This is a genomic window from Ensifer sp. LC11 (assembly GCF_001695835.1).
Taxonomy (GTDB): domain Bacteria; phylum Pseudomonadota; class Alphaproteobacteria; order Rhizobiales; family Rhizobiaceae; genus Ensifer.
On record NZ_MBSO01000073.1, the window covers coordinates 81,665 to 103,433 of the forward strand.

15 protein-coding genes are annotated in these 21,769 nt (G+C 62.3%); 10 read left to right on the top strand and 5 right to left on the bottom strand.

The annotated features are described in order from the left end of the window. Positions 1 to 104: 104 nt before the first annotated feature. The 6 genes from omp10 to BBX50_RS28635 all read left to right on the top strand — a co-directional run bounded on the left by omp10 (position 105) and on the right by BBX50_RS28635 (position 6,973). Entirely contained in the window at positions 105 to 476 is a 372-nt protein-coding gene (gene omp10, locus BBX50_RS28610; protein WP_065778670.1) for an outer membrane lipoprotein Omp10, read from the top strand. A 229-nt stretch (positions 477 to 705) separates the two neighbouring features. After that, positions 706 to 2,583 carry a 5'-nucleotidase C-terminal domain-containing protein gene (locus BBX50_RS28615; protein WP_065778671.1) on the top strand — a complete coding sequence of 626 codons (1,878 nt, stop codon included), beginning with the start codon at positions 706 to 708 and terminating at the stop codon, positions 2,581 to 2,583. A gap of 128 nt (positions 2,584 to 2,711) precedes the next feature. Then, positions 2,712 to 3,749 (top strand): ferrochelatase, encoded by a 1,038-nt coding sequence (hemH, locus tag BBX50_RS28620; protein WP_065778672.1) that lies wholly within the window; start codon positions 2,712 to 2,714, stop codon positions 3,747 to 3,749. Between the two features lie 199 nt (positions 3,750 to 3,948). Further along, complete coding sequence (locus BBX50_RS28625) at positions 3,949 to 4,947, top strand: SPFH domain-containing protein (protein WP_139108350.1); 999 nt, start codon at positions 3,949 to 3,951, stop codon at positions 4,945 to 4,947. Between the two features lie 3 nt (positions 4,948 to 4,950). Continuing rightward, complete coding sequence (locus tag BBX50_RS28630; RefSeq protein WP_065778674.1) at positions 4,951 to 5,409, top strand: NfeD family protein; 459 nt, start codon at positions 4,951 to 4,953, stop codon at positions 5,407 to 5,409. 124 nt (positions 5,410 to 5,533) lie between these two features. Continuing rightward, on the top strand, positions 5,534 to 6,973 hold the full coding sequence (locus BBX50_RS28635) for an outer membrane beta-barrel protein (protein WP_065778675.1): 1,440 nt from the start codon (positions 5,534 to 5,536) through the stop codon (positions 6,971 to 6,973). Between the two features lie 78 nt (positions 6,974 to 7,051). Here the strand turns inward: BBX50_RS28635 and galU are convergent, their stop codons facing one another. Beyond that, positions 7,052 to 7,939, bottom strand: a complete 888-nt coding sequence (galU, locus tag BBX50_RS28640) for a UTP--glucose-1-phosphate uridylyltransferase GalU (protein ID WP_065778676.1) — start codon at positions 7,937 to 7,939, stop codon at positions 7,052 to 7,054. Positions 7,940 to 8,336: 397 nt separating this feature from the next. Between galU and BBX50_RS28645 the strand changes: the two genes are divergently transcribed. Both BBX50_RS28645 and BBX50_RS28650 read left to right on the top strand, forming a co-directional pair. Then, positions 8,337 to 9,557 (top strand): lytic murein transglycosylase, encoded by a 1,221-nt coding sequence (locus BBX50_RS28645; RefSeq protein WP_065778677.1) that lies wholly within the window; start codon positions 8,337 to 8,339, stop codon positions 9,555 to 9,557. Between the two features lie 140 nt (positions 9,558 to 9,697). Continuing rightward, positions 9,698 to 10,948: a DUF459 domain-containing protein gene (locus tag BBX50_RS28650; protein WP_083213860.1), complete on the top strand. Its 1,251-nt coding sequence runs from the start codon at positions 9,698 to 9,700 to the stop codon at positions 10,946 to 10,948. 104 nt (positions 10,949 to 11,052) lie between these two features. Here BBX50_RS28650 and BBX50_RS28655 read toward each other — a convergent pair whose 3' ends face one another. Together BBX50_RS28655 and gltB are read right to left on the bottom strand one after the other, a co-directional pair. Further along, positions 11,053 to 12,510: a glutamate synthase subunit beta gene (locus BBX50_RS28655; protein ID WP_065778679.1), complete on the bottom strand. Its 1,458-nt coding sequence runs from the start codon at positions 12,508 to 12,510 to the stop codon at positions 11,053 to 11,055. Positions 12,511 to 12,618: 108 nt separating this feature from the next. Further along, complete coding sequence (gltB, locus tag BBX50_RS28660; protein WP_065778680.1) at positions 12,619 to 17,343, bottom strand: glutamate synthase large subunit; 4,725 nt, start codon at positions 17,341 to 17,343, stop codon at positions 12,619 to 12,621. Positions 17,344 to 17,897: 554 nt separating this feature from the next. On the opposite strand from gltB, the gene BBX50_RS28665 reads away from it, so the two are divergent. Further along, positions 17,898 to 18,944 carry a low specificity L-threonine aldolase gene (locus tag BBX50_RS28665; protein WP_065778681.1) on the top strand — a complete coding sequence of 349 codons (1,047 nt, stop codon included), beginning with the start codon at positions 17,898 to 17,900 and terminating at the stop codon, positions 18,942 to 18,944. 132 nt (positions 18,945 to 19,076) lie between these two features. Here the strand turns inward: BBX50_RS28665 and BBX50_RS28670 are convergent, their stop codons facing one another. Beyond that, positions 19,077 to 19,934: a LysR substrate-binding domain-containing protein gene (locus BBX50_RS28670; protein WP_065778682.1), complete on the bottom strand. Its 858-nt coding sequence runs from the start codon at positions 19,932 to 19,934 to the stop codon at positions 19,077 to 19,079. A gap of 95 nt (positions 19,935 to 20,029) precedes the next feature. Here BBX50_RS28670 and BBX50_RS28675 point away from each other — a divergent pair, with 95 nt between their 5' ends. Further along, positions 20,030 to 21,019: a bile acid:sodium symporter family protein gene (locus BBX50_RS28675; RefSeq protein WP_065778683.1), complete on the top strand. Its 990-nt coding sequence runs from the start codon at positions 20,030 to 20,032 to the stop codon at positions 21,017 to 21,019. 83 nt (positions 21,020 to 21,102) lie between these two features. Here BBX50_RS28675 and BBX50_RS28680 read toward each other — a convergent pair whose 3' ends face one another. Next, complete coding sequence (locus BBX50_RS28680; RefSeq protein ID WP_065778684.1) at positions 21,103 to 21,564, bottom strand: Hsp20 family protein; 462 nt, start codon at positions 21,562 to 21,564, stop codon at positions 21,103 to 21,105. Positions 21,565 to 21,769: the final 205 nt, after the last annotated feature.

Below are 21,769 nucleotides of genomic sequence, written 5' to 3' on the forward strand. Positions count from 1 at the left end.
AAAAGCCTGAGGCAGCACCCTGTCACTCTTGCTTTCAACTCATGATCGCGGCATGGTCAGCCGGACTGAAACAACCGCTCGGCCCAACGCGGGGGAAATCGCCTATGAAGCCATTCGCAGTTCTGACCCTACTCGCAACCGCAGCGGCCCTGGCCTCCTGCCAGTCGTCGCCCAGGGTCTACGATGGGGGCGGTCCGCCGGCACAACAGGCGAGCGGCGTCGAAGGCTCCTGGGTCGATCCGAACGGCATTGTCTCGACCTTTGCAGGTGGCACCTTCTCGACCCGCACGACCGATACCAATCAGCTGCTTGCCTCCGGCAACTACGTCAAGACGAGCCCGACGCTTGTCGAGATCAACATGACCTCGCTGGTGCGCAACACCCAGTCCAAGGTCGCCTGCGCTCTGGTCACCCAGAACCAGCTGAACTGCACCACCGATGCGGGCGCGCAGTTCTCGCTCGCACGGCGCGGCTAATTGAGAAAACCGGCAAGTACCAAGGGCCCCTCGGGGCCCTTTTTTTCGTTGCAGGGCCGCGGTTTAACCTCGTTGCAAATCTGACAACCGGAGCACGGTTTTAGCGCTTGAAGTCGCCTTCAAGTGATGAAAACATCCGCCCCGGCAAAGCCACCCCGATCGTGGGGACCGGATCCCGTTGGCGGCTTCGGATACGGTCGGATGACAACAGGCAAAACAGGAGAACATCATGATCAGACATGTGCGGACCGGCCTGATGACCGCGTCCATTCTTGCCCTTTCTTCGGGCGCAGCCTTCGCCGATTATGACTTGAACATCCTGCATATCAACGACCTCCATTCGCGTATCGAATCGATCAACAAGTTCGATTCGACCTGCTCGGCGGAAGAGGAAGGCAAGAACGAGTGCTTCGGCGGCGTCGCCCGCCTGAAAGCCCTGATCGACCAGAAGCGCCAGGAACTCTCCGGCAAGAACGTGCTGCTCCTCAACGCCGGCGACAACTTCCAGGGCTCGCTGTTCTTCACCACCTACAAGGGCCTGGCCGAAGCCGAATTCCTCAACCTGATGAAGTTCGACGCGATGACCGTCGGCAACCATGAATTCGACGAGAGCGAAGATGGCCTCGCCGGCTTCCTCGACAAGATCGCCTTCCCGGTCGTCACCGCCAACGTGCTGCCAAGCCACAAGTCGAAGATCGGTGACCGCATCAAGCCGTCGATCGTGCTCGAGGTTGGCGGCCAGAAGGTCGGTATCGTCGGCGCCGTTGCGAACGACACCCCGGAACTCTCCTCCCCCGGCCCGGACATCCTGATCGGCGACGACGTCGCCACCACCACCGCAGCGGTCGAGGAACTGAAGAAGCAGGGCGTCGACAAGATCATCGCGCTCACCCATGTCGGCTATCCGCGCGATCTCGCAGCCATCGCCAAGATCCCCGACGTTGACGTTGTCGTCGGCGGCCATTCGCACAGCCTGCTGTCAAACACCGATGCAAAGGCGGAAGGCCCCTACCCGACGATGGTTGACAACCCCGGCGGCTACAAGGTTCCGGTGGTCCAGGCCGCCTCCTACACCAAGTATCTCGGCGATCTCGTCGTCACCTTCGACGACAAGGGCGTCGTCAAGGCGGCCAAGGGCGATCCGATCCTGGTCGATTCTTCGGTCAAGCCGGATGAGGCCGTACTGGCGCGCGTTGCCGAACTCGGCAAGCCGATCGAGGAGCTGCGCAACAAGATCATCGCCAAGACCGAAGCGCCGATCGACGGCAAGCGCGAGAATTGCCGCGCCAAGGAATGCGAGATGGGCAGCCTCGTCGCTGACGCCATGCTCGACCGCGTCAAGGGCCAGGGTGTCACCATCGCGATCACCAATGGCGGGGGCCTGCGCGCCTCCATCGACGGTGGCGACGTTTCGATGGGCGAAGTCATCACCGTGCTGCCGTTCCAGAACACGGTGGCGACTTTCCAGATCAAGGGTGACGGCATCCGCGCCGCGCTGGAAAACGGTCTTAGCAAGCTCGAAGAGCCCGGCGGCCGCTTCCCGCAGGTGGCCGGCATGAAGTATTCCTTCGACAAGTCGAAGCCGGTCGGCAGCCGCGTCGTCTCGGTCGAGGTGAAGGAAGGCGAAGGCTACGTCGCGCTCGATCCGGCAAAGACCTATTCGCTCGTCACCAACAACTACATGCGCAATGGCGGTGACGGCTACGCCGTCTTCAAGGAAAAGGGTGAGAACGCCTACGACTACGGTCCGGGCCTCGAAACCGTACTTGCCGACTACCTCGCAGCCCACCAGCCGTTCAAGCCCTATACCGACGGCCGCATCACCGAGGTCGCGTCTGCCGCAGGTGCGGCAACGGCGGAACCGGTTGCCGAAGCAAAGCCTGCTGCCGACGCTACGGCAACGCAGCCGGCAGCGACTTCCGGTGCTACAACGGCTGCAGCCAGCGGTCCGCAGAAGCATGTGATTGCCAAGGGCGATACGCTTTGGGATCTCGCCAAGTCGTTCTATGGCGATGGTGCGCTCTGGGCAAAGATCTCCGATGCCAACGGCAAGCCGGCTCCACGCCACCTGCATGTCGGCACCGAACTGGAGATTCCGGCGAAGTAAGACAATTTGCCTCTGCCTAGAAAGCCGGCGCGGGCTTCCCCGCGCCGGCTTTTCTTTTTAGAAGGACTGGAAACTGAAGGCTCCAAACGGAAGCGGTGTCCCAATGTGGGGACCCGACGGGGATCAAGATGACCGAACAGCTTGCCATGACCACTCCTGCCAGCCACCCGCCCGTGCAATCTGGAAAGGTCGGCGTTCTCCTGGTCAATCTCGGCACGCCCGACGGCACCGACTACACCTCGATGCGTCGTTACCTGAAGGAGTTCCTGACGGACCGCCGGGTCATCGAATGGTCGCGGCTGTTCTGGTACCCGATCCTGTTCGGTATCGTGCTCAACACCCGCCCTGGCAAGGTCGGCAAGGCCTATGAGACGATCTGGAACAAGGATCTGAACGAGAGCTACCTTAGGACCTACACGCGCAATCAGGCGAAACTGATGGCCGAGACTTTCGCTGACCAGCCCAACGTGATCGTCGACTGGGGCATGCGCTACGGCCAGCCGTCGATCGCCTCGCGCATGGAAGCCCTGCAGGAGGCCGGTTGCGAACGCATCCTCGTCTTCCCGCTCTATCCGCAATATGCGGCCGCCACGACCGCCACCGTCAACGATAAGGCCTTCGAGGCGCTTCTGAAGATGCGCTGGCAACCGGCGCTGCGCACGGTTCCGCCCTATCACGACGACCCCGTCTATATCGACGCGCTGGCGACCTCGATCGAGCGCCATATGGCGACACTCGACTGGGAGCCGGAAGTGGTGCTCACCTCCTTCCACGGCATCCCGAAGAGCTATTTCGACAAGGGCGACCCCTATTATTGCCAGTGCCAGAAAACGGCGCGGCTGCTGCGCGAAAAGCTCGGCTGGTCGAAGGACAAGCTGCAGGTCACCTTCCAGTCGCGTTTCGGCCCTGAGGAATGGCTGCAGCCCTACACCGACAAGACGGTCGAGAAGCTGGCCCAGGAAGGCGTCAAGCGCATCGCCGTCCTCAATCCCGGCTTCGTTTCCGACTGTCTGGAAACGCTGGAAGAGATCGCCGAGCAGGCAGCGGAAAGCTTCCACCACAATGGCGGCGAGAAGTTCACGCATATCCCCTGTCTCAACGACAGCGCCGAAGGCATGGCCGTGCTCGAACACGTCGTGCGCCGGGAACTCGCCGGCTGGCTCTGATTGCGATCTTTGCGGCACCGCTTGAAAACGGACACGCGATCACCACCTCTGGATGAAGGAGAGGCGTCGACGTCAACTCACGTCTGCGCCATTCTAACATTTTGAATCTACGCGCAATCCGCGGAAACCGATTCCGGATGCAACGGGAATGCGCTAGAGTGCAGGCCCAGATCCGGATTGCAATTTAGGGGGGTATGTCTTGGGCGGAATGGATATCGTCGTCATCGGTTTCGTGGTTCTCATCATCCTGGTCCTTTTCATGGGGATCAAGACGGTGCCACAGGGCTACCGCTACACGATCGAACGCTTCGGTCGCTATACGAGAACACTCGAGCCGGGCCTGAACCTGATCGTCCCGTTCATCGACCGGATCGGCGCGAAGCTGAACGTGATGGAGCAGGTGCTCGACGTTCCGACGCAGGAGGTCATCACCAAGGACAATGCCAGCGTTTCGGCCGACGCAGTCGCCTTCTACCAGATATTGAACGCGGCGCAGGCAGCCTACCAGGTGGCCCATCTCGAAAACGCCATCCTCAACCTGACGATGACCAACATCCGTTCGGTCATGGGTTCGATGGACCTCGACGAACTGCTCTCCAATCGTGACGTGATCAACGAGAAATTGCTGCGCGTCGTTGACGACGCCGCCAATCCCTGGGGCATCAAGATCACCCGCGTCGAGATCAAGGATATCGCGCCACCGAAGGATCTGGTCGACGCCATGGCCCGCCAGATGAAGGCCGAGCGCGAGAAGCGCGCCCAGGTTCTCGAAGCTGAAGGCGCCCGAAACGCACAGATCCTCAGGGCCGAAGGCGCCAAGCAGTCAGCGATCCTGGAGGCCGAAGGCCAGCGCGAAGCAGCGTTCCGCGACGCAGAAGCCCGGGAACGTCTGGCTGAGGCCGAAGCCAAGGCGACGAAGATGGTCTCCGATGCCATCGCCTCCGGCGACGTACAGGCGATCAACTACTTCGTCGCACAGAAATACACCGAGGCGCTCGCCTCGATCGGCACTGCCAACAACCAGAAGATCGTGCTGATGCCGATGGAGGCCTCCGCGCTGATCGGCTCGCTCGGCGGGATCGGCGCGATCGCCAGGGAAGTCTTTGGCGACAGCCAGACGGCTTCGCCAGCACGGCAGCGCCAATCGACGCCCCGCACCACCCCCGCCTTTCCGGCCGATCCGTCCCAAGGAAAATAGGCGATGATCGAACGCGCCATTCAAGAACTCGGACCCTGGAGCTGGTGGGTTCTCGGCTTCCTGCTTCTCGCAGCCGAACTCGTCGCTCCCGGCGTCTTCCTGATCTGGATCGGCATCGCCGCATTGATAACAGGCGCCTTGTCCCTGCTGCTTTGGGAGCTTGGTTTCTGGACCTGGCAAATACAGTTCGTCCTTTTCGCCATCCTCTCGGTGGTCGCAGTTCTGCTCGGCCGCCGCTTCGTCCTTTCTTCGTCTCATACCACCGACGAACCGCTGCTGAACCAGCGGACGGAAAGCCTCGTCGGCCGAACTGCGGTCCTGGAGAAACCAATCGCTGAGGGCCGCGGCCGCATCCGGCTCGACGACACGATCTGGATCGTCGAGGGACCGGACCTGCCGGCCGGCACACGGGTGCGCGTCGTTTCCACCCATGGCCGAAACCTGACCGTGGAAAGCGCCTGACCGATAGGCACGTCACCAACAAGCGGCTGATGCCACGACGTTTTTTCCAGTTGGAAACGATTGCTTAACCACGTCGCTTTACGATTGCGAAAGGATTGCAATCAGGCTCGTGGACAAACGGCATATGGTGCCAGGCTCATCTCGCTCGACCAAAGGAGACGCGCGGCGTTCGACGTCGCTGGCGCTGCTATTGGCGGGCACGGCGCTGTTCGCCCCCTCGCCGCTGAGCGCCCAGACGGCCCCGGCAACGACCTATGGCGTCGGGACCACTTCGGCAAGCGTCCCGGCCACGACCCCCGCGATCGCCGATCCGCAGACCACCGGCGCCGTCAGCGGCGACGATCTGCCGCCGGCCCAAAATGAGGACTTCGTCCGCCTCAACCAGCGGGAGCCGACGATCGACGGTCTGCGGCTGCGGACCTATAATCCCGAATACGATCGCGCGCCGGGCATCCGCATCGGCACCTTCACGCTGCGCCCGAGCGTCAGCGAGACCATCAATCACGAATGGCGCAAGGACGGCGACGTCAAGACGAACCGTGGCTATCTCGAAACCGGGATACGCGGCACACTGACTTCGGACTGGTCGCGCCACCAGTTGACGGTTACCGGCGAAGGCATCCTGCAGAACAACATCTCCGGTGAGGGCGAGGAAGAACCGCGCGCCAATATCGACGCGGAACTGCGCCTCGATCTCTGGGACGAGACGATTGCCCGCCTGCGGGCTGGCTACAGCTTCGAGCGCGAAGACGCCGACGATCCGAACGCGATTTCCAACGCCAAGAACCAGTCCGCGGTCAACACCTATCGCCTTGGCGCCGCCGTTGAGCGCGACTTCGGCCTGATCCGCGGTTCGGTCGGCGTCGACTTCGACCGGCGCACCTATGGCGATGTCGAGCTGGAAAACGGCACGAATCTCTCGGTCAAGTATCGCAACCGCAACACCGGCACGCTGACGGCCCGCGTCGGCTACGAAGTCTCGCCGGCACTGATCCCGTTCCTCGAAGCCTCCGTCGGCAAATCGCTCTACGACCTGCGCGAGGATCCGCTCGGTTTCGAGCGCTCCTACCAGACCTATGCCGGTCGCGGCGGCGTCGAGATCGACCTCGGCGAGAAGTTCTACGGCGAACTCGGCCTCGGCTACGAGACCTACAATTTCGAGGATGACCGGCTCGGTGATCTCAGCGGCCTGTCGGTCGATGGTCGCCTCAATTGGTCGCCGCAGCGCGGCACCGATGTGCTCTTTGCGGTCTCGACCGACCTCAATCCGTCGACGACGCCGGGCGATGCCGGTTCGATCGATTACAACCTCACCAACATCATCACCCATCAGATGCGCTCGGATCTGGTGGCACGACTGACGAACAGCCTGACGCTGCGAAACTACCCCTCGGATGCCAGCTCGTCGGACGAAACCACCTGGCGCACCGGCGCCGGCCTGACCTATGACATCAATCGTTATCTCGCGCTGACAGGCGACGTCAGTTACGAGCGCACCACCCGTGACCGCGGCGACACGACGGATATCACCCGTGTCGGCGTGGGGCTGACCCTCCGTCGCTAAGCGAATTGCCTCTGCATTCACGCACGAAAAAGGCCGCGCCTTGTCGACGCGGCCTTTCGCTCGTTCGATCTGAACTGATTATTTCAGGCCGCTGAGCAGGTTCTTCAGCGGACCTTCGACGGTCGGGCGAATGTCGCCGCGCTCGAGCGCGAAGGCGACGTTCGCCAGGATGAAGCCGTCCTTGGCGCCACAGTCATAGGTTTCGCCACGGAAGTGATAGGCGGCGAACTGCTGACTGTCAGAGAGCTTGAGCATGCCGTCGGTCAACTGGATCTCGTTGCCGGCGCCGCGTTCCTGCTTTTCGAGGATCGGGAAGATCTCAGGCTGGAGAATGTAACGGCCGTTGATGAAGAAATTGGAAGGTGCTGTGCCCGGTGCCGGCTTCTCGACCATCTTGGTAATCTTGAAACCATCGCCCACCTTGTCGCCGACGCCGACGATACCGTACTTGTGGGCCTGGTCCGGAGCGCATTCCTCAACGGCGATAACGTTGCCGCCGCTCTGCTCATAGAGCTCGACCATGCCCTTAAGGCAGCCCTTCTCTCCCTTCATGATCATGTCGGGCAGCAGCAGCGCGAAAGGCTCGTTGCCGACGAGATCACGGGCACACCAGACGGCGTGACCCAGACCGAGCGGTGCCTGCTGGCGGGTGAAGCTGGTCGTGCCGGCCTTCGGCAGAATGCGGTCGAGCAGCTCGATCTCGATCTTCTTGTTGCGCTCGCGCAGCGTCTGGTCGAGCTCGACCTGAATGTCGAAGTAATCCTCGATGACGGCCTTGCTGCGGCCGGTCACGAAGATCAGATGCTCGATACCGGCTTCCAGCGCCTCGTCGACCACATATTGAATGACCGGCTTGTCCACCACCGTCAGCATTTCCTTCGGCACAGCCTTGGTGGCTGGCAGGAAACGTGTGCCCAGTCCTGCGACCGGGAACACGGCTTTGCGGACTTTACGCTTGTCGGTCATCGATACCTCCTTGAAAGGATTTCACTCATGAGTCTTGCCAAATGATCCGAGACGTCACTCCGTCCCGAACCATACAGCGGTCCGTAATGGAGCTGCAATCTCTATGCCGCCAGCTGAACACAGCCTGAACCGACGGAACAAATGCATAAGCGAACTCCACGACCAAGGCTTGACATTTTCCACAGCGGAAGACGCCACCACAATTTCATGGTAAAGGGTTTGTTGACCACGTTTCTGTAGATTCGTTGCAATCCGGCAATGCAACAAGCGCGGCCGGATCCGAAACAGGAGCCGCCGACGACTGCCCTCTCCGTCGACGCTGGCCCCAGACTGCCACCTTGCGGAATGATTCGGGCCATGACGGCCGAAGCCCGCAGAGAAACGGAACCGACAGCTGATGATCAGAAACCGCAGGACGTTTTTCCGTCATATCGCAGCCGCTCTCGTCCTATCCGCTGCCGCGCTCAGCACTTCACCAGCGCGCGCCGATGCTGGATTCCAGAACTGGATCAACGAATTCTATGCGACGGCCGCCAAGGCCGGGATCTCCAAGTCGACCTATCGCCAGGCCTTTGCCGGCGTGAAGTCACCCGACGAGACGGTGATCGAAAAGGCCAACTACCAGCCGGAATTCAAGCACAAGATCTGGGAATACATCGATTCCCGCGTGAACCCCTACACCAAGCGCGTCGGCCAGGAGATGGCAACCAAGCATGCCCGCACGCTGAAGGCGCTCGAAAAGCACTTCGGGGTCGACAAGACCATCCTTTTGGCGATCTGGTCGATGGAGTCCAACTACGGGGCCGTGCTCGAAAAGGATGACCGTCTGCACTATGTGCCGCGTGCGCTCGCAACCCTTGCCTATGCCGATCCGAAGAGATCGAACTATGCCAAGAAGCAGCTGATCGCGGCACTCAAGATCCTGCAGAAGGGCGACATCACGCCGCGCGAGCTGACCGGCTCCTGGGCAGGCGCCATGGGCCACACCCAGTTCATCCCGACAAGCTATCTGCTCTATGCGGTCGATGCCGATGGCAACGGCCACCGCGACATCTGGAATTCGGTCCCGGACGCCTTGGCGACCGCCGCCAACCTTCTGAAGAAGAACGGCTGGCAGCCGGGCGAGACCTGGGGCTACGAAGTCGCACCGCCGGCCACCGCGGCAAAATACTCCGGCCAGACGAAGACGCTGGCCGAATGGGCTTCGCTCGGTTTCGTCAGGCCGAACGGCAAGGGCTTCCGCAATGGCAGCACCCGCGCTGAACTGAAGCTGCCGAGCGGCGGCGAAGGTCCCGGCTTCCTGATGACCAAGAACTTCTTTGTCATCAAGCGCTACAACGCGTCGGACAGTTACGCGCTCGGCGTCGGCCTTCTTGCCGACCAGATCGCCGGCTATCAGGGCATGCAACAGCGCTGGCCGCGTCCGGACGGATCGCTCGACATCAGCGAAAAGTTCGAGCTGCAGAATCGCCTGAAGGAGCTTGGGTACTACAATGGCGAAGTGGACGGCAATTTCGGCTCCGGCTCGAAGGCCGCCATCCAGGCGTTCCAGTCACAGAACGGCCTGACGCCGGACGGGCAGCCGACCCAAATGCTGCTGCGGGCGTTGCGCAACTGACGAAGTCCTATGCGTCCATAGGGTTTCGCGAGCGTCACATCCGTGAGACCATGTGCCGATAAGCGCGCTGCACCTTCCCGTGCGGCGCGCCGAAACGTGACGGCGGCGCGTTGCCGCGCGAAAAACGAGCAATGAACAAGATGACGAGCAAGCGCCGCACAGAACCGCGCCGGACGACCCTCGGGCTCGTGACGATCGGCATCGCCGCCATGGCGATGGTTGTCGTCGGCCTTTATGCCGGTTTTGCCGAGGCACAGGAGCGTGTCCAGCGTCGCAATCTGTTCCAGATGCTCTTTGGCGGGCTCAGCCGAGAACGGCCGGTTTACGAAGACCGCACCTACTTTCCTGAGCAGCCGCGCCCGAAACGCCAGCGCCAGCAGCAGCAGCGCCAGAAGGGCCAGGGGCAGCAAAAACAGAAGCCGAAGCTCGCCGATACGCCCGCAGTCGTGCCGCAGGTGGTGGAGAAGGCGGCGGACGCCAAGAAGGTGCTGGTCGTCGGCGACTTCATGGCCGGCAGCCTCGGCGATGGCTTGAAGACCGCTTTCGAGATGACGCCCGGCATCGCCGTCGAGACGCGGGCGAACGGTTCATCCGGTCTGGTGCGCGAAGACTACTTCAACTGGCCCGGCACCCTTCCCGGCTATGTCGGCGAAGTGAAGCCGTCGGTGATCATCGTCAGCCTCGGCGCCAACGATCGCCAGCAGATGCAGATCGGCGACGTCAAGGAAAAGTTCCGGACCGACGCCTGGACCGAAGAATACCGAAAGCGCGTCAATGCGCTGGCGGCCCTTGCGCGCAAGGAGAAGTTGCCGGTGCTCTGGGTCGGCATGCCACCGTTCCAGTCGGCCGCGATGACCGCCGACATGGTGACCTTCAACGGCATCTATCGCGAGGAAATCGAAAAGGTCGGCGGCCAGTTCGTCGACATCTGGGACGGCTTCGTCGACGAAGGTGGAAAGTTCGTTCTGACCGGTTCCGACATCAACGGCCAGCAGGTGCGTCTGCGCGGGGCGGATGGCGTCAATCTCACCAAGGCCGGCAAACGCAAGCTCGCCTTCTATGTCGAAAAGGACATCCGCCGGCTGCTCGGCGATGCCGCCGCGACGGACAAGAATGTGCCCGGTGCGGATGAGCTCAAAGACCTCGTCGTGACTGCGCCGCTCGGCAACGAGGATATCGTCAAGACCCAGCCAATCGGTCTCACCGATCCGGAGCTGGATGGTGCAGGCTCCCTGCTCGGCAACACCGCACCGGACAAGGGCAATGGCAAGAGCCCGCGCGACCTCTTGGTGGACAAGGGCGACATCGCTGCAGCTCCCGCCGGCCGGATTGACGATTTCCGCCTGTCGAAGCCAAGTACGGTGATCAGCAATCCTGTGATCCGCAACTGAAACGCCGGCGAGCATCACGCGCCTGATCGACCCGTGAATCGACCCGTGACCGGCAAAAAAGCCCCGCATCGCTGCGGGGCTTTTTCATGCTTGGGAGTAACTGATTACCGCGGGAGGGTTGTAGACCCCATCAGCGCCTCGTCAATCGCGCGGGCGGCCTGCCGGCCTTCGCGGATCGCCCAGACGACCAGCGACTGGCCGCGGCGCACGTCGCCCGCCGTCCAGAGCTTCTCGACCGAGGTCTTGTAGTCGCGCTCGTTGGCAACGACGTTGGTCGAGCCACGGCGGTCGGTATTGAGCGTCAGCTTGTCGCCAAGGTCCTTCACAACGCTGTTGGTGAAGGGACCACTGAAGCCGATGGCGATGAAGGCAAGGTCGGCCTTGATGATGAATTCGGTACCCGCGATCGGCTTGCGGCGATCATCGACCTGGCAGCACTTGACGCCGGTGAGGTTGCCGTCCTCATCGCCGATGAATTCGAGCGTCGCCACCTGGAACTCGCGGATAGCGCCTTCGGCCTGGCTGGAGGAGGTGCGCATCTTCGTCGCCCAGAACGGCCAGACGGCAAGCTTGTCTTCCTTTTCCGGCGGCTGCGGACGGATGTCGAGCTGGGTCACCTTGACGGCGCCCTGGCGGAAAGCCGTGCCGACGCAGTCCGAAGCCGTATCTCCGCCGCCGACGACGACAATGTGCTTGCCGCCGGCAAGGATCGGCTGCGACGGCCAGCCGACGCTGTCGATATTCTCACGGCCGACGCGGCGGTTCTGCTGTACGAGGTAGGGCATCGCGTCATGCACGCCGGCGAAGTCGACGCCGGGAATGCCGGCGTCGCGCGGCGTTTCCGAGCCGCCGCAATAGAGCACGGCATCATGCTCATCGAGCAGCCGCTGCATCGGCACGTCGACGCCGACATTGATGCCGCAATGGAAGGTGACGCCTTCGCCCCTCATCTGATCGACGCGGCGATCGATGAAGTTCTTCTCCATCTTGAAGTCCGGGATGCCGTAGCGCAGCAGGCCGCCGGGCTTGCTCTCGCGCTCGTAGACGTGGACCTCGTGGCCGGCGCGGGCAAGCTGCTGGGCCGCCGCCATGCCGGCGGGACCGGAACCGATGACCGCGACCTTCTTGCCGGTCTTGGTGACGGCCGGCTGCGGCACGATGTAGCCCATCTCATAGGCCTTGTCGGCGATCGCCTGCTCGACCGTCTTGATCGCCACCGGCGTATCCTCGAGGTTCAGCGTGCAGGCTTCCTCGCACGGCGCCGGGCAGACGCGGCCGGTGAATTCCGGGAAGTTGTTGGTCGAATGCAGGTTGCGGATCGCCTCGTCCCAGTTGCCGTTGTAGACGAGATCGTTCCAGTCCGGGATCTGGTTGTGCACCGGGCAGCCGGTCGGGCCGTGGCAATAGGGGATGCCACAGTCCATGCAGCGCGCGGCCTGCTTCTGCACTTCCGGTTCTGACATCGGAATGGTGAATTCGCGAAAATGGCGGATGCGGTCGGAGGCCGGCTGGTACTTTGCCACTTGCCGGTCGATCTCGAGAAATCCAGTTACCTTACCCATCGTACTATCCTGAAAGCTTTGCGTCTGAACAGGCGCTTTTGCCAAGCGCGCGTGAGAGGCCCCCGAACCAGTCTGTGATGAACCGGGAGCCTTGGTCACCGGGGCCTCCTATTCGGCCGCCTCTGCCATTTTCATGCGTTCCATATCCTCGAGCGCACGGCGGTATTCGACCGGCATGACCTTGCGGAACTTCGGCCGGTAATCCGCCCAGTGATCGAGGATCTCCTTCGCCCGGGGCGAACCCGTGTGGTGAAGGTGGTTGGATATCAGCTGGTAGAGCCGCTCCTCGTCGTGGCGCGTCATGTCGCCGGACACGTCGACCATGCCCTTGTGCATGATGTCGCCGCCGTGGTGGTGCAGCTTCTCCAGCATGTCGTCCTCTTCCGGAACCGGCTGCAACTCGACCATCGCCATGTTGCAGCGACGGGCGAAGTCGCCTTCCTCGTCGAGCACATAGGCCACGCCGCCGGACATGCCGGCCGCGAAGTTGCGGCCGGTGCCGCCAAGCACGACGACCACGCCGCCGGTCATGTATTCGCAGCCGTGGTCGCCCACGCCCTCGACAACCGCGACCGCGCCGGAGTTGCGCACCGCGAAGCGTTCGCCGGCGACGCCGTTGAAGTAGCACTCGCCCGAGATTGCGCCGTAGAGCACCGTGTTGCCGACAATGATCGATTCCTGCGGAACGATCGTCGCGTTTTCCGGCGGCCGGACGATGATGCGACCGCCCGAGAGCCCCTTGCCGACATAATCGTTGCCGTCGCCGACGAGGTCGAAGGTAATGCCGCGCGCGAGGAACGCACCGAAGGACTGGCCAGCCGTGCCCTTGAGGGTCACGTGGATGGTATCGTCCTTCAGGCCCTTGTGGCCCCAGCGCTTGGCAAGCGCACCCGCAAGCATCGCACCGGCCGAGCGGTCGACGTTCTTGATCTCCGCTTCGATCTTGACCGGGGACTTGGTTTCAAGAGCGGTCTTGGCTTCCTCAATCAGCTTGCGATCGAGAATGTCGTCGATCGGATGCTTTTGGCGCGTGGTCCAGTAGGTCTCTTCCTTCGCGGCCTCCACCTTGTGGAAGATCTTCGAGAAGTCGAGGCCGTTGGCCTTCCAGTGGGCAAGTGCGCCGTCCTTTTCGAGCAATTCGGACGCGCCGATAATCTCGTCAAGCTTCTTGACACCAAGCGAGGCGAGGATCTCGCGCACTTCCTCGGCCACGAAGAAGAAGTAGTTGATGACGTGCTCGGCCGTGCCCTTGAAGCGCTTGCGCAGCACCGGATCCTGGGTGGCGACACCGACGGGACAGGTGTTGAGGTGGCACTTGCGCATCATAATGCAGCCGGCGGCGATCAGCGGCGCGGTGGCGAAGCCGAACTCGTCGGCGCCGAGCAGCGCCCCGATGATGACGTCGCGACCGGTCTTCAGACCACCGTCGACCTGAAGGGCGACGCGCGAACGCAGGCCGTTCAGCACCAGTGTCTGCTGGGTCTCGGCGAGGCCGATTTCCCACGGGCTGCCGGCGTGCTTCAACGAGGTCAGCGGCGAAGCGCCGGTGCCGCCGTCGAAGCCGGCAACGGTGATGTGGTCGGCGCGCGCCTTGGCGACGCCGGCGGCAACCGTGCCGACGCCGACTTCCGAGACGAGCTTGACCGAGACGTCCGCTTCCGGATTGACGTTCTTCAGATCGTAGATCAGCTGCGCCAGATCTTCGATCGAGTAGATATCATGGTGCGGCGGCGGCGAGATCAGGCCGACGCCCGGGGTCGAGTGGCGGGTCTTGGCAACCGTCGCGTCGACCTTGTGGCCGGGCAACTGGCCGCCTTCGCCGGGCTTCGCCCCCTGCGCCACCTTGATCTGCAGCATGTCGGCATTGACCAGATACTCGGTGGTGACGCCGAAGCGGCCGGAGGCGATCTGCTTGATCGCCGAACGCTCGGGGTTGGTCGAACCGTCGGGCAGCGGCAGATAACGGTCGCTTTCCTCGCCGCCTTCGCCGGTGTTCGACTTGCCGCCGATCCGGTTCATGGCGATCGCCAGCGTCGTATGCGCCTCGCGGCTGATCGAGCCGAAGGACATGGCGCCGGTCGAGAAGCGCTTGACGATATCGGTAGCCGGCTCGACCTCGTCGACCGAGATCGGCTTGCGGCCGGCAGCCTCGGCGCTCTTGACGGTGAAGAGGCCGCGGATCGTGTTCATGCGCAGCGCCGAATTGTTCACCATCTCGGCGAACTCACGATAGCGGTCCTGAGCATTGCCGCGCACGGCATGCTGCAACGAGGCGATCGCGTCCGGCGTCCAGGCGTGGCTTTCGCCGCGCATGCGGTAGGCATATTCGCCGCCGATGTCGAGCGTGTTGGCGAGAACCGGGTCGGCGCCGAAGGCCGCCTTGTGGCGGGCAACGGTCTCGGCCGCGATCTCTTCGAGACCAATGCCTTCGATCGTCGTCGCCGTGCCGAAGAAGAATTGGTCGACAAGCTTCGACGACAGGCCGACGGCGTCGAAGATCTGCGCGCCGCAATAGGACTGGTAGGTCGAGATGCCCATCTTGGACATGACCTTGAGGATGCCCTTACCGACGGCCTTGATGTAGCGGTAGACCACTTCGCTGCCGTCGACTTCCTTGGGGAAGTCGCCACGCTTGTGCATGTCGGTCAGCGTATCGAAGGCGAGATAGGGGTTGATTGCCTCGGCGCCGTAACCGGCGAGCAGGCAGAAGTGATGCACTTCGCGCGGCTCACCGGATTCAAGCACGATGCCGACGGAGGTGCGCAGGCCCTTGCGGATCAGGTGGTGGTGCACCGCGGCAGTTGCGAGCAGCGCCGGGATCGCCACGCGGTCGGGACCGACCTGACGGTCGGACAGCACGATGATGTTATAGCCGCCCTTCACCGCCGCTTCCGCACGCTCGCAAAGACGGTCGAGCATTTCCGGCATGCCTTCGGCACCGCGCGAAATGTCATAGGTGAAGTCGAGCGTCTTGGTGTCGAAACGATCCTCGGTATGACCGATCGAGCGGATCTTTTCGAGATCGCCGTTCGTCAGGATCGGCTGGCGCACCTCGAGCCGCTTGGCATGCGCCATGCCCTCGTGATCGAGGATGTTCGGGCGCGGACCGATGAAGGAGACGAGGCTCATCACCAGCTCTTCGCGGATCGGATCGATCGGCGGGTTGGTGACCTGCGCGAAGTTCTGCTTGAAATAGGTATAAAGCAGCTTGCGCTTGTCCGACATCGCCGAGATCGGCGTATCGGTGCCCATCGAGCCGATCGCTTCCTGACCGGTCGTTGCCATCGGCGACATCAGGATCTTGGTGTCTTCGAGCGTGTAGCCGAAGGCCTGCTGGCGATCGATCAGCGAGACGTCGCGGCGCAGCGCCCGCGGCTCCACCGGCTTCAGCTCCTCGAGGATCAGCTGGGTGTCTTCAAGCCACTTGCTGTAGGGGTGCTTCTGGGCAAGCGAAGACTTCACCTCCTCGTCGGAGATGATGCGGCCCTGCTCCATGTCGATCAGCAGCATCTTGCCCGGCTGCAGGCGCCACTTCTTGACGATCTTGTCCTCGTCGACCGGCAGCACGCCGGCTTCCGAAGCGAGGATGACGCGGTCGTCGGAGGTGACGATGTAGCGGGCCGGACGCAGGCCGTTGCGGTCGAGCGTGGCACCGATCTGTCGACCGTCGGTAAAGGCGACGGCGGCCGGGCCGTCCCACGGTTCCATCAGTGCGGCGTGGTATTCGTAGAAGGCTTTCCGCTCCGGCGACATCAGCTGGTTGCCGGCCCATGCCTCGGGGATCAGCATCATGACGGCATGCGACAGCGAATAGCCGCCCTGCACCAGGAATTCGAGCGCGTTGTCGAAGCAGGCGGTGTCCGACTGGCCCTCGTAGGAGATCGGCCAGAGCTTGGAGATGTCGTCACCGAAGAGCGGTGAGGAGACCGACGCTTGGCGCGCCGCCATCCAGTTGACGTTGCCGCGCAGCGTGTTGATTTCACCGTTATGGGCGACCATGCGATAGGGGTGCGCGAGCTTCCACGACGGGAAGGTGTTGGTCGAAAAGCGCTGGTGGACGAGGGCCACGGCACTCTCGAACCGCGGATCGGCCAAGTCCTTATAGTAGGCGCCAACCTGATAGGCGAGGAACATGCCCTTGTAGACGATCGTCGAGGACGACAGCGAGACGGGATAGAAGTTGCTCTCCTCGCCCTTGTATTCGTCATAGATGCGGTTGGAGATCACCTTGCGCAGCGTGAAGAGGCGGCGCTCAAACTCTGCATTGGTCGCAGCATCGCGGCCGGCGCCAACGAAGACCTGGACGTGGCGGGGCTCGGTCGCGGCGATTTCGGTCGCCTTCGACAGCGACGCGTTGTCAACAGGCACGTCGCGGTAACCGATGAGCACCTGGCCTTCCTCGGCGACGACGTCCTTGATCACCTGCTTGAAATGCGCGACCAGCGCATCGTCCTGCGGCATGAAGATGTGACCGACGGCATACTCGCCCGCCTTCGGCAGGGTGATGCCTTGCTTGGCCATTTCCTCACGGAAGAAGCGGTCAGGAATCTGCACGAGAATGCCAGCGCCGTCGCCCATCAGCGGGTCGGCGCCGACGGCACCACGGTGCGTCAGGTTTTCGAGCATGAAGAGGCCGTCGCGCACGATCTGGTGCGACTTCTGACCCTTCATATGTGCGACGAAGCCGACGCCGCAGGCGTCATGTTCATTGCGCGGATCGTAGAGACCCTGTTTTCGCGGCAGGCCAGTCGGGAATGCGGGCGTTTTTTCAGCCGTCGCAACGCTGTGTGCGAGGTTGAGCCCAGATTGCTGTGATGGCGAATGATCCGTCATCGTTTTCCCTCCTGTTGAACCCGGCAATGGCCGGGCATGGCACCGCCCGCGCATGGCTCTTCGTTGCGTGCGAAGGCACGCCAAAAAAGCCGGGGCACTCATCGTCTCATGATCCTGATCAGGTCGCAAATAAGCACGGCATCATCAGGCATTGATGTCTGCGACCATCCTGACGGCAGGCGTTAACAGCCGGATGAAACCGGCCAATCCCCCTGCTCCACACGCCGGATGCCATTTTTTTAGGCACTCACGGCGATTGTTCCGGTCCCTAGACCGAAATAGGACAGCAAACCTGTCCTATTTCATGTGCTCTATGCCAGAAACCACCCCCCTCCGCAAGGGGCATATCAGCAAATAATAGAGAAGATTTTGCCGAACATTGCCGGAGATTTCCGGCTTTTATAATTTAATTACGACACTCAAGCGTTTTCTTCCATTTGGTTTCAAACTGGTCTCCTGTTGGCCTTTCGGCCTCAAACCGCGATTGATCCGGTAGAGAACTCGGCTAAGGTCGACGAAACCCGTCAAAATGACGGTGAACAGAGTGAGAAGTGATGATTTTTTCGTCTGACAACTGGGCCGGCGCCCATCCAGCGATCGCGGAAAGCCTGATGGCGCATGCCGGCGGTTATGCGTCGGCCTATGGTACGAGCGAGCTTGACCGCAAGGTGGAAAAGAAGTTCGCGGAGATTTTCGAGAGAGACGTCGCCGTCTTCTTCGTCGGCACTGGAACGGCTGCCAACTCGCTGGCGCTTGCGAGCGCCAATCGCGCCGGCGGTGTCGCCTTCTGTCATCGTGAGGCGCATGTCATTGCCGACGAATGCGGCGCCCCGGAATTCTTTTCGCACGGCGCCAGGCTGAAGCCCATCGACGGACCACGCGGCAAGATGGAAGTGGAGCGACTGGAGGCGGAGATCCGGCGCTTCCCACTCGACAATGTCCATGGCGGCCAGCCGACAGCAGTGTCGCTGACGCAGGCAACGGAAAGCGGCACGGTCTATTCGTTCGCTGAGATCGAAGCGATCGCTGCTGTGGCCAAGGCGCACAAGCTGCCGCTGCATATGGATGGCGCCCGCTTCGCCAACGCGCTCGTCAGCCTTGGCGCGACGCCGGCCGAAATGACCTGGAAGCGCGGCGTCGACCTCGTCTCCTTCGGCGGCACCAAGAACGGCTGCTGGTGCGCCGAAGCGCTGGTGCTCTTCGATCTTTCCAAGGCGCATGAAATGCACTTCCTCAGGAAGCGTTCGGCACAGCTCTTCTCGAAGTCGCGTTTCGTCGCGGCTCAGTTCGATGCCTATCTCGCCGGCGATCTCTGGCTGAACCTTGCACGTCATGCCAATGCCATGGCCGCACGCCTTGCCGACGGCATCGCCGCATCGAAGACAAGCCGGCTCGCCTGGCAGGCGGATGCCAACGAGGTCTTTGCGATCCTCGGCAAGGACGTTGCGGCGAAGCTCCGCCAGCAGGGCGCGGTCTTCTACGACTGGCCGGTACCGCACGACCTCGACGGCAGGCTCGCGGAGAACGAAGGCCTCTATCGCCTCGTCACCAGCTTCGCGACGAAGGCCGACGACGTCGACCGGTTCGTTTCGGCCTGCTAGAGCATCCCGCTCTCAAGTGGATTCACGTGAGGCGGAAAGATGCTCTAGAATCAAAGCGCTAGAGCGTCCTTGGTGCGTTCATATGAACGCACGGCGCTCTAGGACCGGCTCTCACGACGCTGCATGGACCGCTCAGACCTGCCCCTGCAGCGTCCTCACATTGGAGAGGATCTCGACCGAAAGCGCCGCACTCAGCTTTCGGTCGACGCCCTTGCTCGGCACCAGCACGAATTCCACGTCTTCGAGCGGCGGCAGGACGCCGGCGGATATTTCCTTTAGCCCTGAAGGCACCATGCTGCGCGGCTGCACGAGCACGCCCATGCCGGCGCGGGCGGCCGCCGTCAGGCCGCTGAGGCTGCCGCAGGTGCACACGATCCGCCACGGCAGCCGGTGCCGGTCGAGCACTTCGAGCGCGACGCTGCGGGTGATGCTCGGCGGCGGAAAGGCGATCAGCGGCAGCACCTTGTCACGCCTCACTCTCTCCGGGTCCCGCGCCAGCCAGACGAGCGGCTCGCGGTAGACGAGTTCGCCCCTGAGATCACCGAGCCGTCGCTTGGCGAGCACCAGATCGATCTCGCCATTGTCCTGCATCTGGTAGAGCACGCCGCTGAGCGCCACCGTGAGTTCAAGATCGACCGAGGGATGGGCACGGACGAAATCTTCGAGCACCGCCGGCAGCCGGCTCATGACGAAATCCTCGGAAACGCCGAGGCGCAGGTGACCTCGCAGGCTGCTTTCGGCAAAAAGCGCCCGCACTTCGCCGTCGATCGACAGCATTGAGCGGGCGTGGGCAAGCAGCGCCTGCCCATCGGCGGTCAGCGACACGCGGTGCGTATCGCGGGCAACGAGCGTCCGGCCGAGCGAGGCCTCAAGCCTTTGAATGTGCTGGCTGACAGTTGATTGCCCGAGCGACAGTTTCTCCGCCGCGAGCGTGAAGCTGCCCATCTGTTCCAGGGCGACGAAGCTACGCAATTGCACCAGGTCGAGCACGGCTCATCTCAAATCGTGATAACTGTTATTCCTTGCATCCTGCTTCATAATGCGTGATCCCGGCAAGACGTTTCATAACGAGCAAGTGAGCAGACATGCGCCGCTACCTTCCCGATACATTCACGATCCTGCTTCTGGCCACGGTGCTGCTTGCATCTGTCCTGCCGATCCACGGAGAAGCGACCGTCTGGTTCGGATTGGCGACGAAGGTGGCCGTCGGCATGGTCTTCTTCCTGCACGGCGCGCGCCTGTCGCGCGACGTGGTGATATCAGGCATCCTGCACTGGCGGCTGCATCTGACAATTCTGGCCTCGACCTTCGTACTCTTTCCGCTGATCGGCCTTGCGATCGGCTTCGTGCCCGACTCGATCCTGCCGCAGTCGCTCTATACCGGCCTTCTGTTTCTCTGCGTGCTGCCGTCCACGGTGCAGTCGTCGATCGCCTTCACCTCGATGGCTGGCGGCAACGTTCCGGCGGCGATCTGTTCGGCATCTGCGTCGAACATCTTCGGCATGTTCCTGACACCGCTTTTGGTCGGCCTTTTGTTTTCCGCCGGCGGACACGGGACCGTCACGCTCGATGCGGTCAAGCAGATCCTGTTGCAATTGCTTGCCCCCTTCGTCGTCGGCCAGATGCTGCAGCCCTTGATCGGCAACTGGATCCGCGCGCGCAAAGGGCTCTTGGCACCTGTCGACCGCGGCTCGATACTGATGGTGGTCTATCTCGCTTTCAGCCAGGCAGTCACTTCAGGCCTCTGGCATACCTTCTCGCTGACCGCTCTCGGTGTGCTGGTCGCGATCGAAATCGTCATGCTGGCGCTCGTGCTTGCCGTTACCATGTTCGGCAGCCGCCTGCTCGGCTTCGACAAGCCCGACGAAATTGCCATCACCTTCTGCGGCTCGAAGAAGAGCCTTGCCAGCGGCGTTCCGATGGCAAGCGCCATCTTTGCCGGCCAGAACATCGGCGCGATCGTGCTGCCGGTCATGCTGTTCCATCAGATCCAGCTGATGGCCTGCGCCGTCATCGCCCAGCGCTATGCAGCCAAGAAGCAGGCGTCTGCCATGCTCGAGCCGGCACGTTCCTGAGAGAAAAAAAGCGGCGCCCCTGGGGGACGCCGCCTGTCTTGGGAGATTTATCTTCCCGCCCGCAAGCGCGAGCGCGTTTCGCGTTAGAGGCTCTGGGCCTCGATCTGCTTCGGCTGCGACGCAACGGAGGCAATCTCGATCCGGCGCGGCTTGGCGGCTTCCGGGATCTCGCGGGTAAGGTCGATGTGCAGCAGACCGTTCTTCAGCGAAGCGGACTTGATCTCCACGTGATCGGCGAGCTGGAAGCGGCGCTCGAAGGCGCGCTTGGCAATGCCGCGATGGAGAAACTGGCCTTCTTCGCCCTTTTCCTCGGCCTTTTCGCCCTTGATCGTCAGCGTATGCTCACGGGCCTCGATCGAGAGCTCACTCTCATCAAAGCCGGCAACGGCCATGGTGATGCGGTAGGCGTTCTCGCCGGTGCGTTCGATGTTATAGGGCGGGTAGGTCTGAGCCTCACCCGGCTGGCCCAGGCTGTCGAGCATGGTGAACAGGCGATCGAAGCCGACGGTGGAACGGTAAAGGGGGGAGAAATCAAAATGACGCATGGTGTCCTCCTGGGAGCAACTGTTTGCGATATCTGGTCGGCCACCCCATTCTGGCAGCGGCAAGACCGGTGAACGGACCCGACTTCGGCGTCCGTGACCCTGATTTGGGGAGGCGATTTCGCCAGTTCAAGACGCAAGCGCTGACGATTTTTTCCGTGAACCCGACATGAATGGCTGCTTCGGCTTTCGTTCAGCCCGCGGAGAC

Bases quoted from the DNA above. Each gene is read 5' to 3' on its own strand.
- gltB (WP_065778680.1), bottom strand. From the start codon at position 17,343: ATGACGGATCATTCGCCATCACAGCAATCTGGGCTCAACCTCGCACAC.
- BBX50_RS28645 (WP_065778677.1), top strand. From the start codon at position 8,337: ATGATCAGAAACCGCAGGACGTTTTTCCGTCATATCGCAGCCGCTCTC.
- BBX50_RS28630 (WP_065778674.1), top strand. From the start codon at position 4,951: ATGATCGAACGCGCCATTCAAGAACTCGGACCCTGGAGCTGGTGGGTT.
- BBX50_RS28665 (WP_065778681.1), top strand. From the start codon at position 17,898: ATGATTTTTTCGTCTGACAACTGGGCCGGCGCCCATCCAGCGATCGCG.
- galU (WP_065778676.1), bottom strand. From the start codon at position 7,939: ATGACCGACAAGCGTAAAGTCCGCAAAGCCGTGTTCCCGGTCGCAGGA.
- BBX50_RS28680 (WP_065778684.1), bottom strand. From the start codon at position 21,564: ATGCGTCATTTTGATTTCTCCCCCCTTTACCGTTCCACCGTCGGCTTC.
- BBX50_RS28615 (WP_065778671.1), top strand. From the start codon at position 706: ATGATCAGACATGTGCGGACCGGCCTGATGACCGCGTCCATTCTTGCC.
- BBX50_RS28650 (WP_083213860.1), top strand. From the start codon at position 9,698: ATGACGAGCAAGCGCCGCACAGAACCGCGCCGGACGACCCTCGGGCTC.
- omp10 (WP_065778670.1), top strand. From the start codon at position 105: ATGAAGCCATTCGCAGTTCTGACCCTACTCGCAACCGCAGCGGCCCTG.
- BBX50_RS28675 (WP_065778683.1), top strand. From the start codon at position 20,030: ATGCGCCGCTACCTTCCCGATACATTCACGATCCTGCTTCTGGCCACG.
- BBX50_RS28655 (WP_065778679.1), bottom strand. From the start codon at position 12,510: ATGGGTAAGGTAACTGGATTTCTCGAGATCGACCGGCAAGTGGCAAAG.
- BBX50_RS28635 (WP_065778675.1), top strand. From the start codon at position 5,534: ATGGTGCCAGGCTCATCTCGCTCGACCAAAGGAGACGCGCGGCGTTCG.
- hemH (WP_065778672.1), top strand. From the start codon at position 2,712: ATGACCGAACAGCTTGCCATGACCACTCCTGCCAGCCACCCGCCCGTG.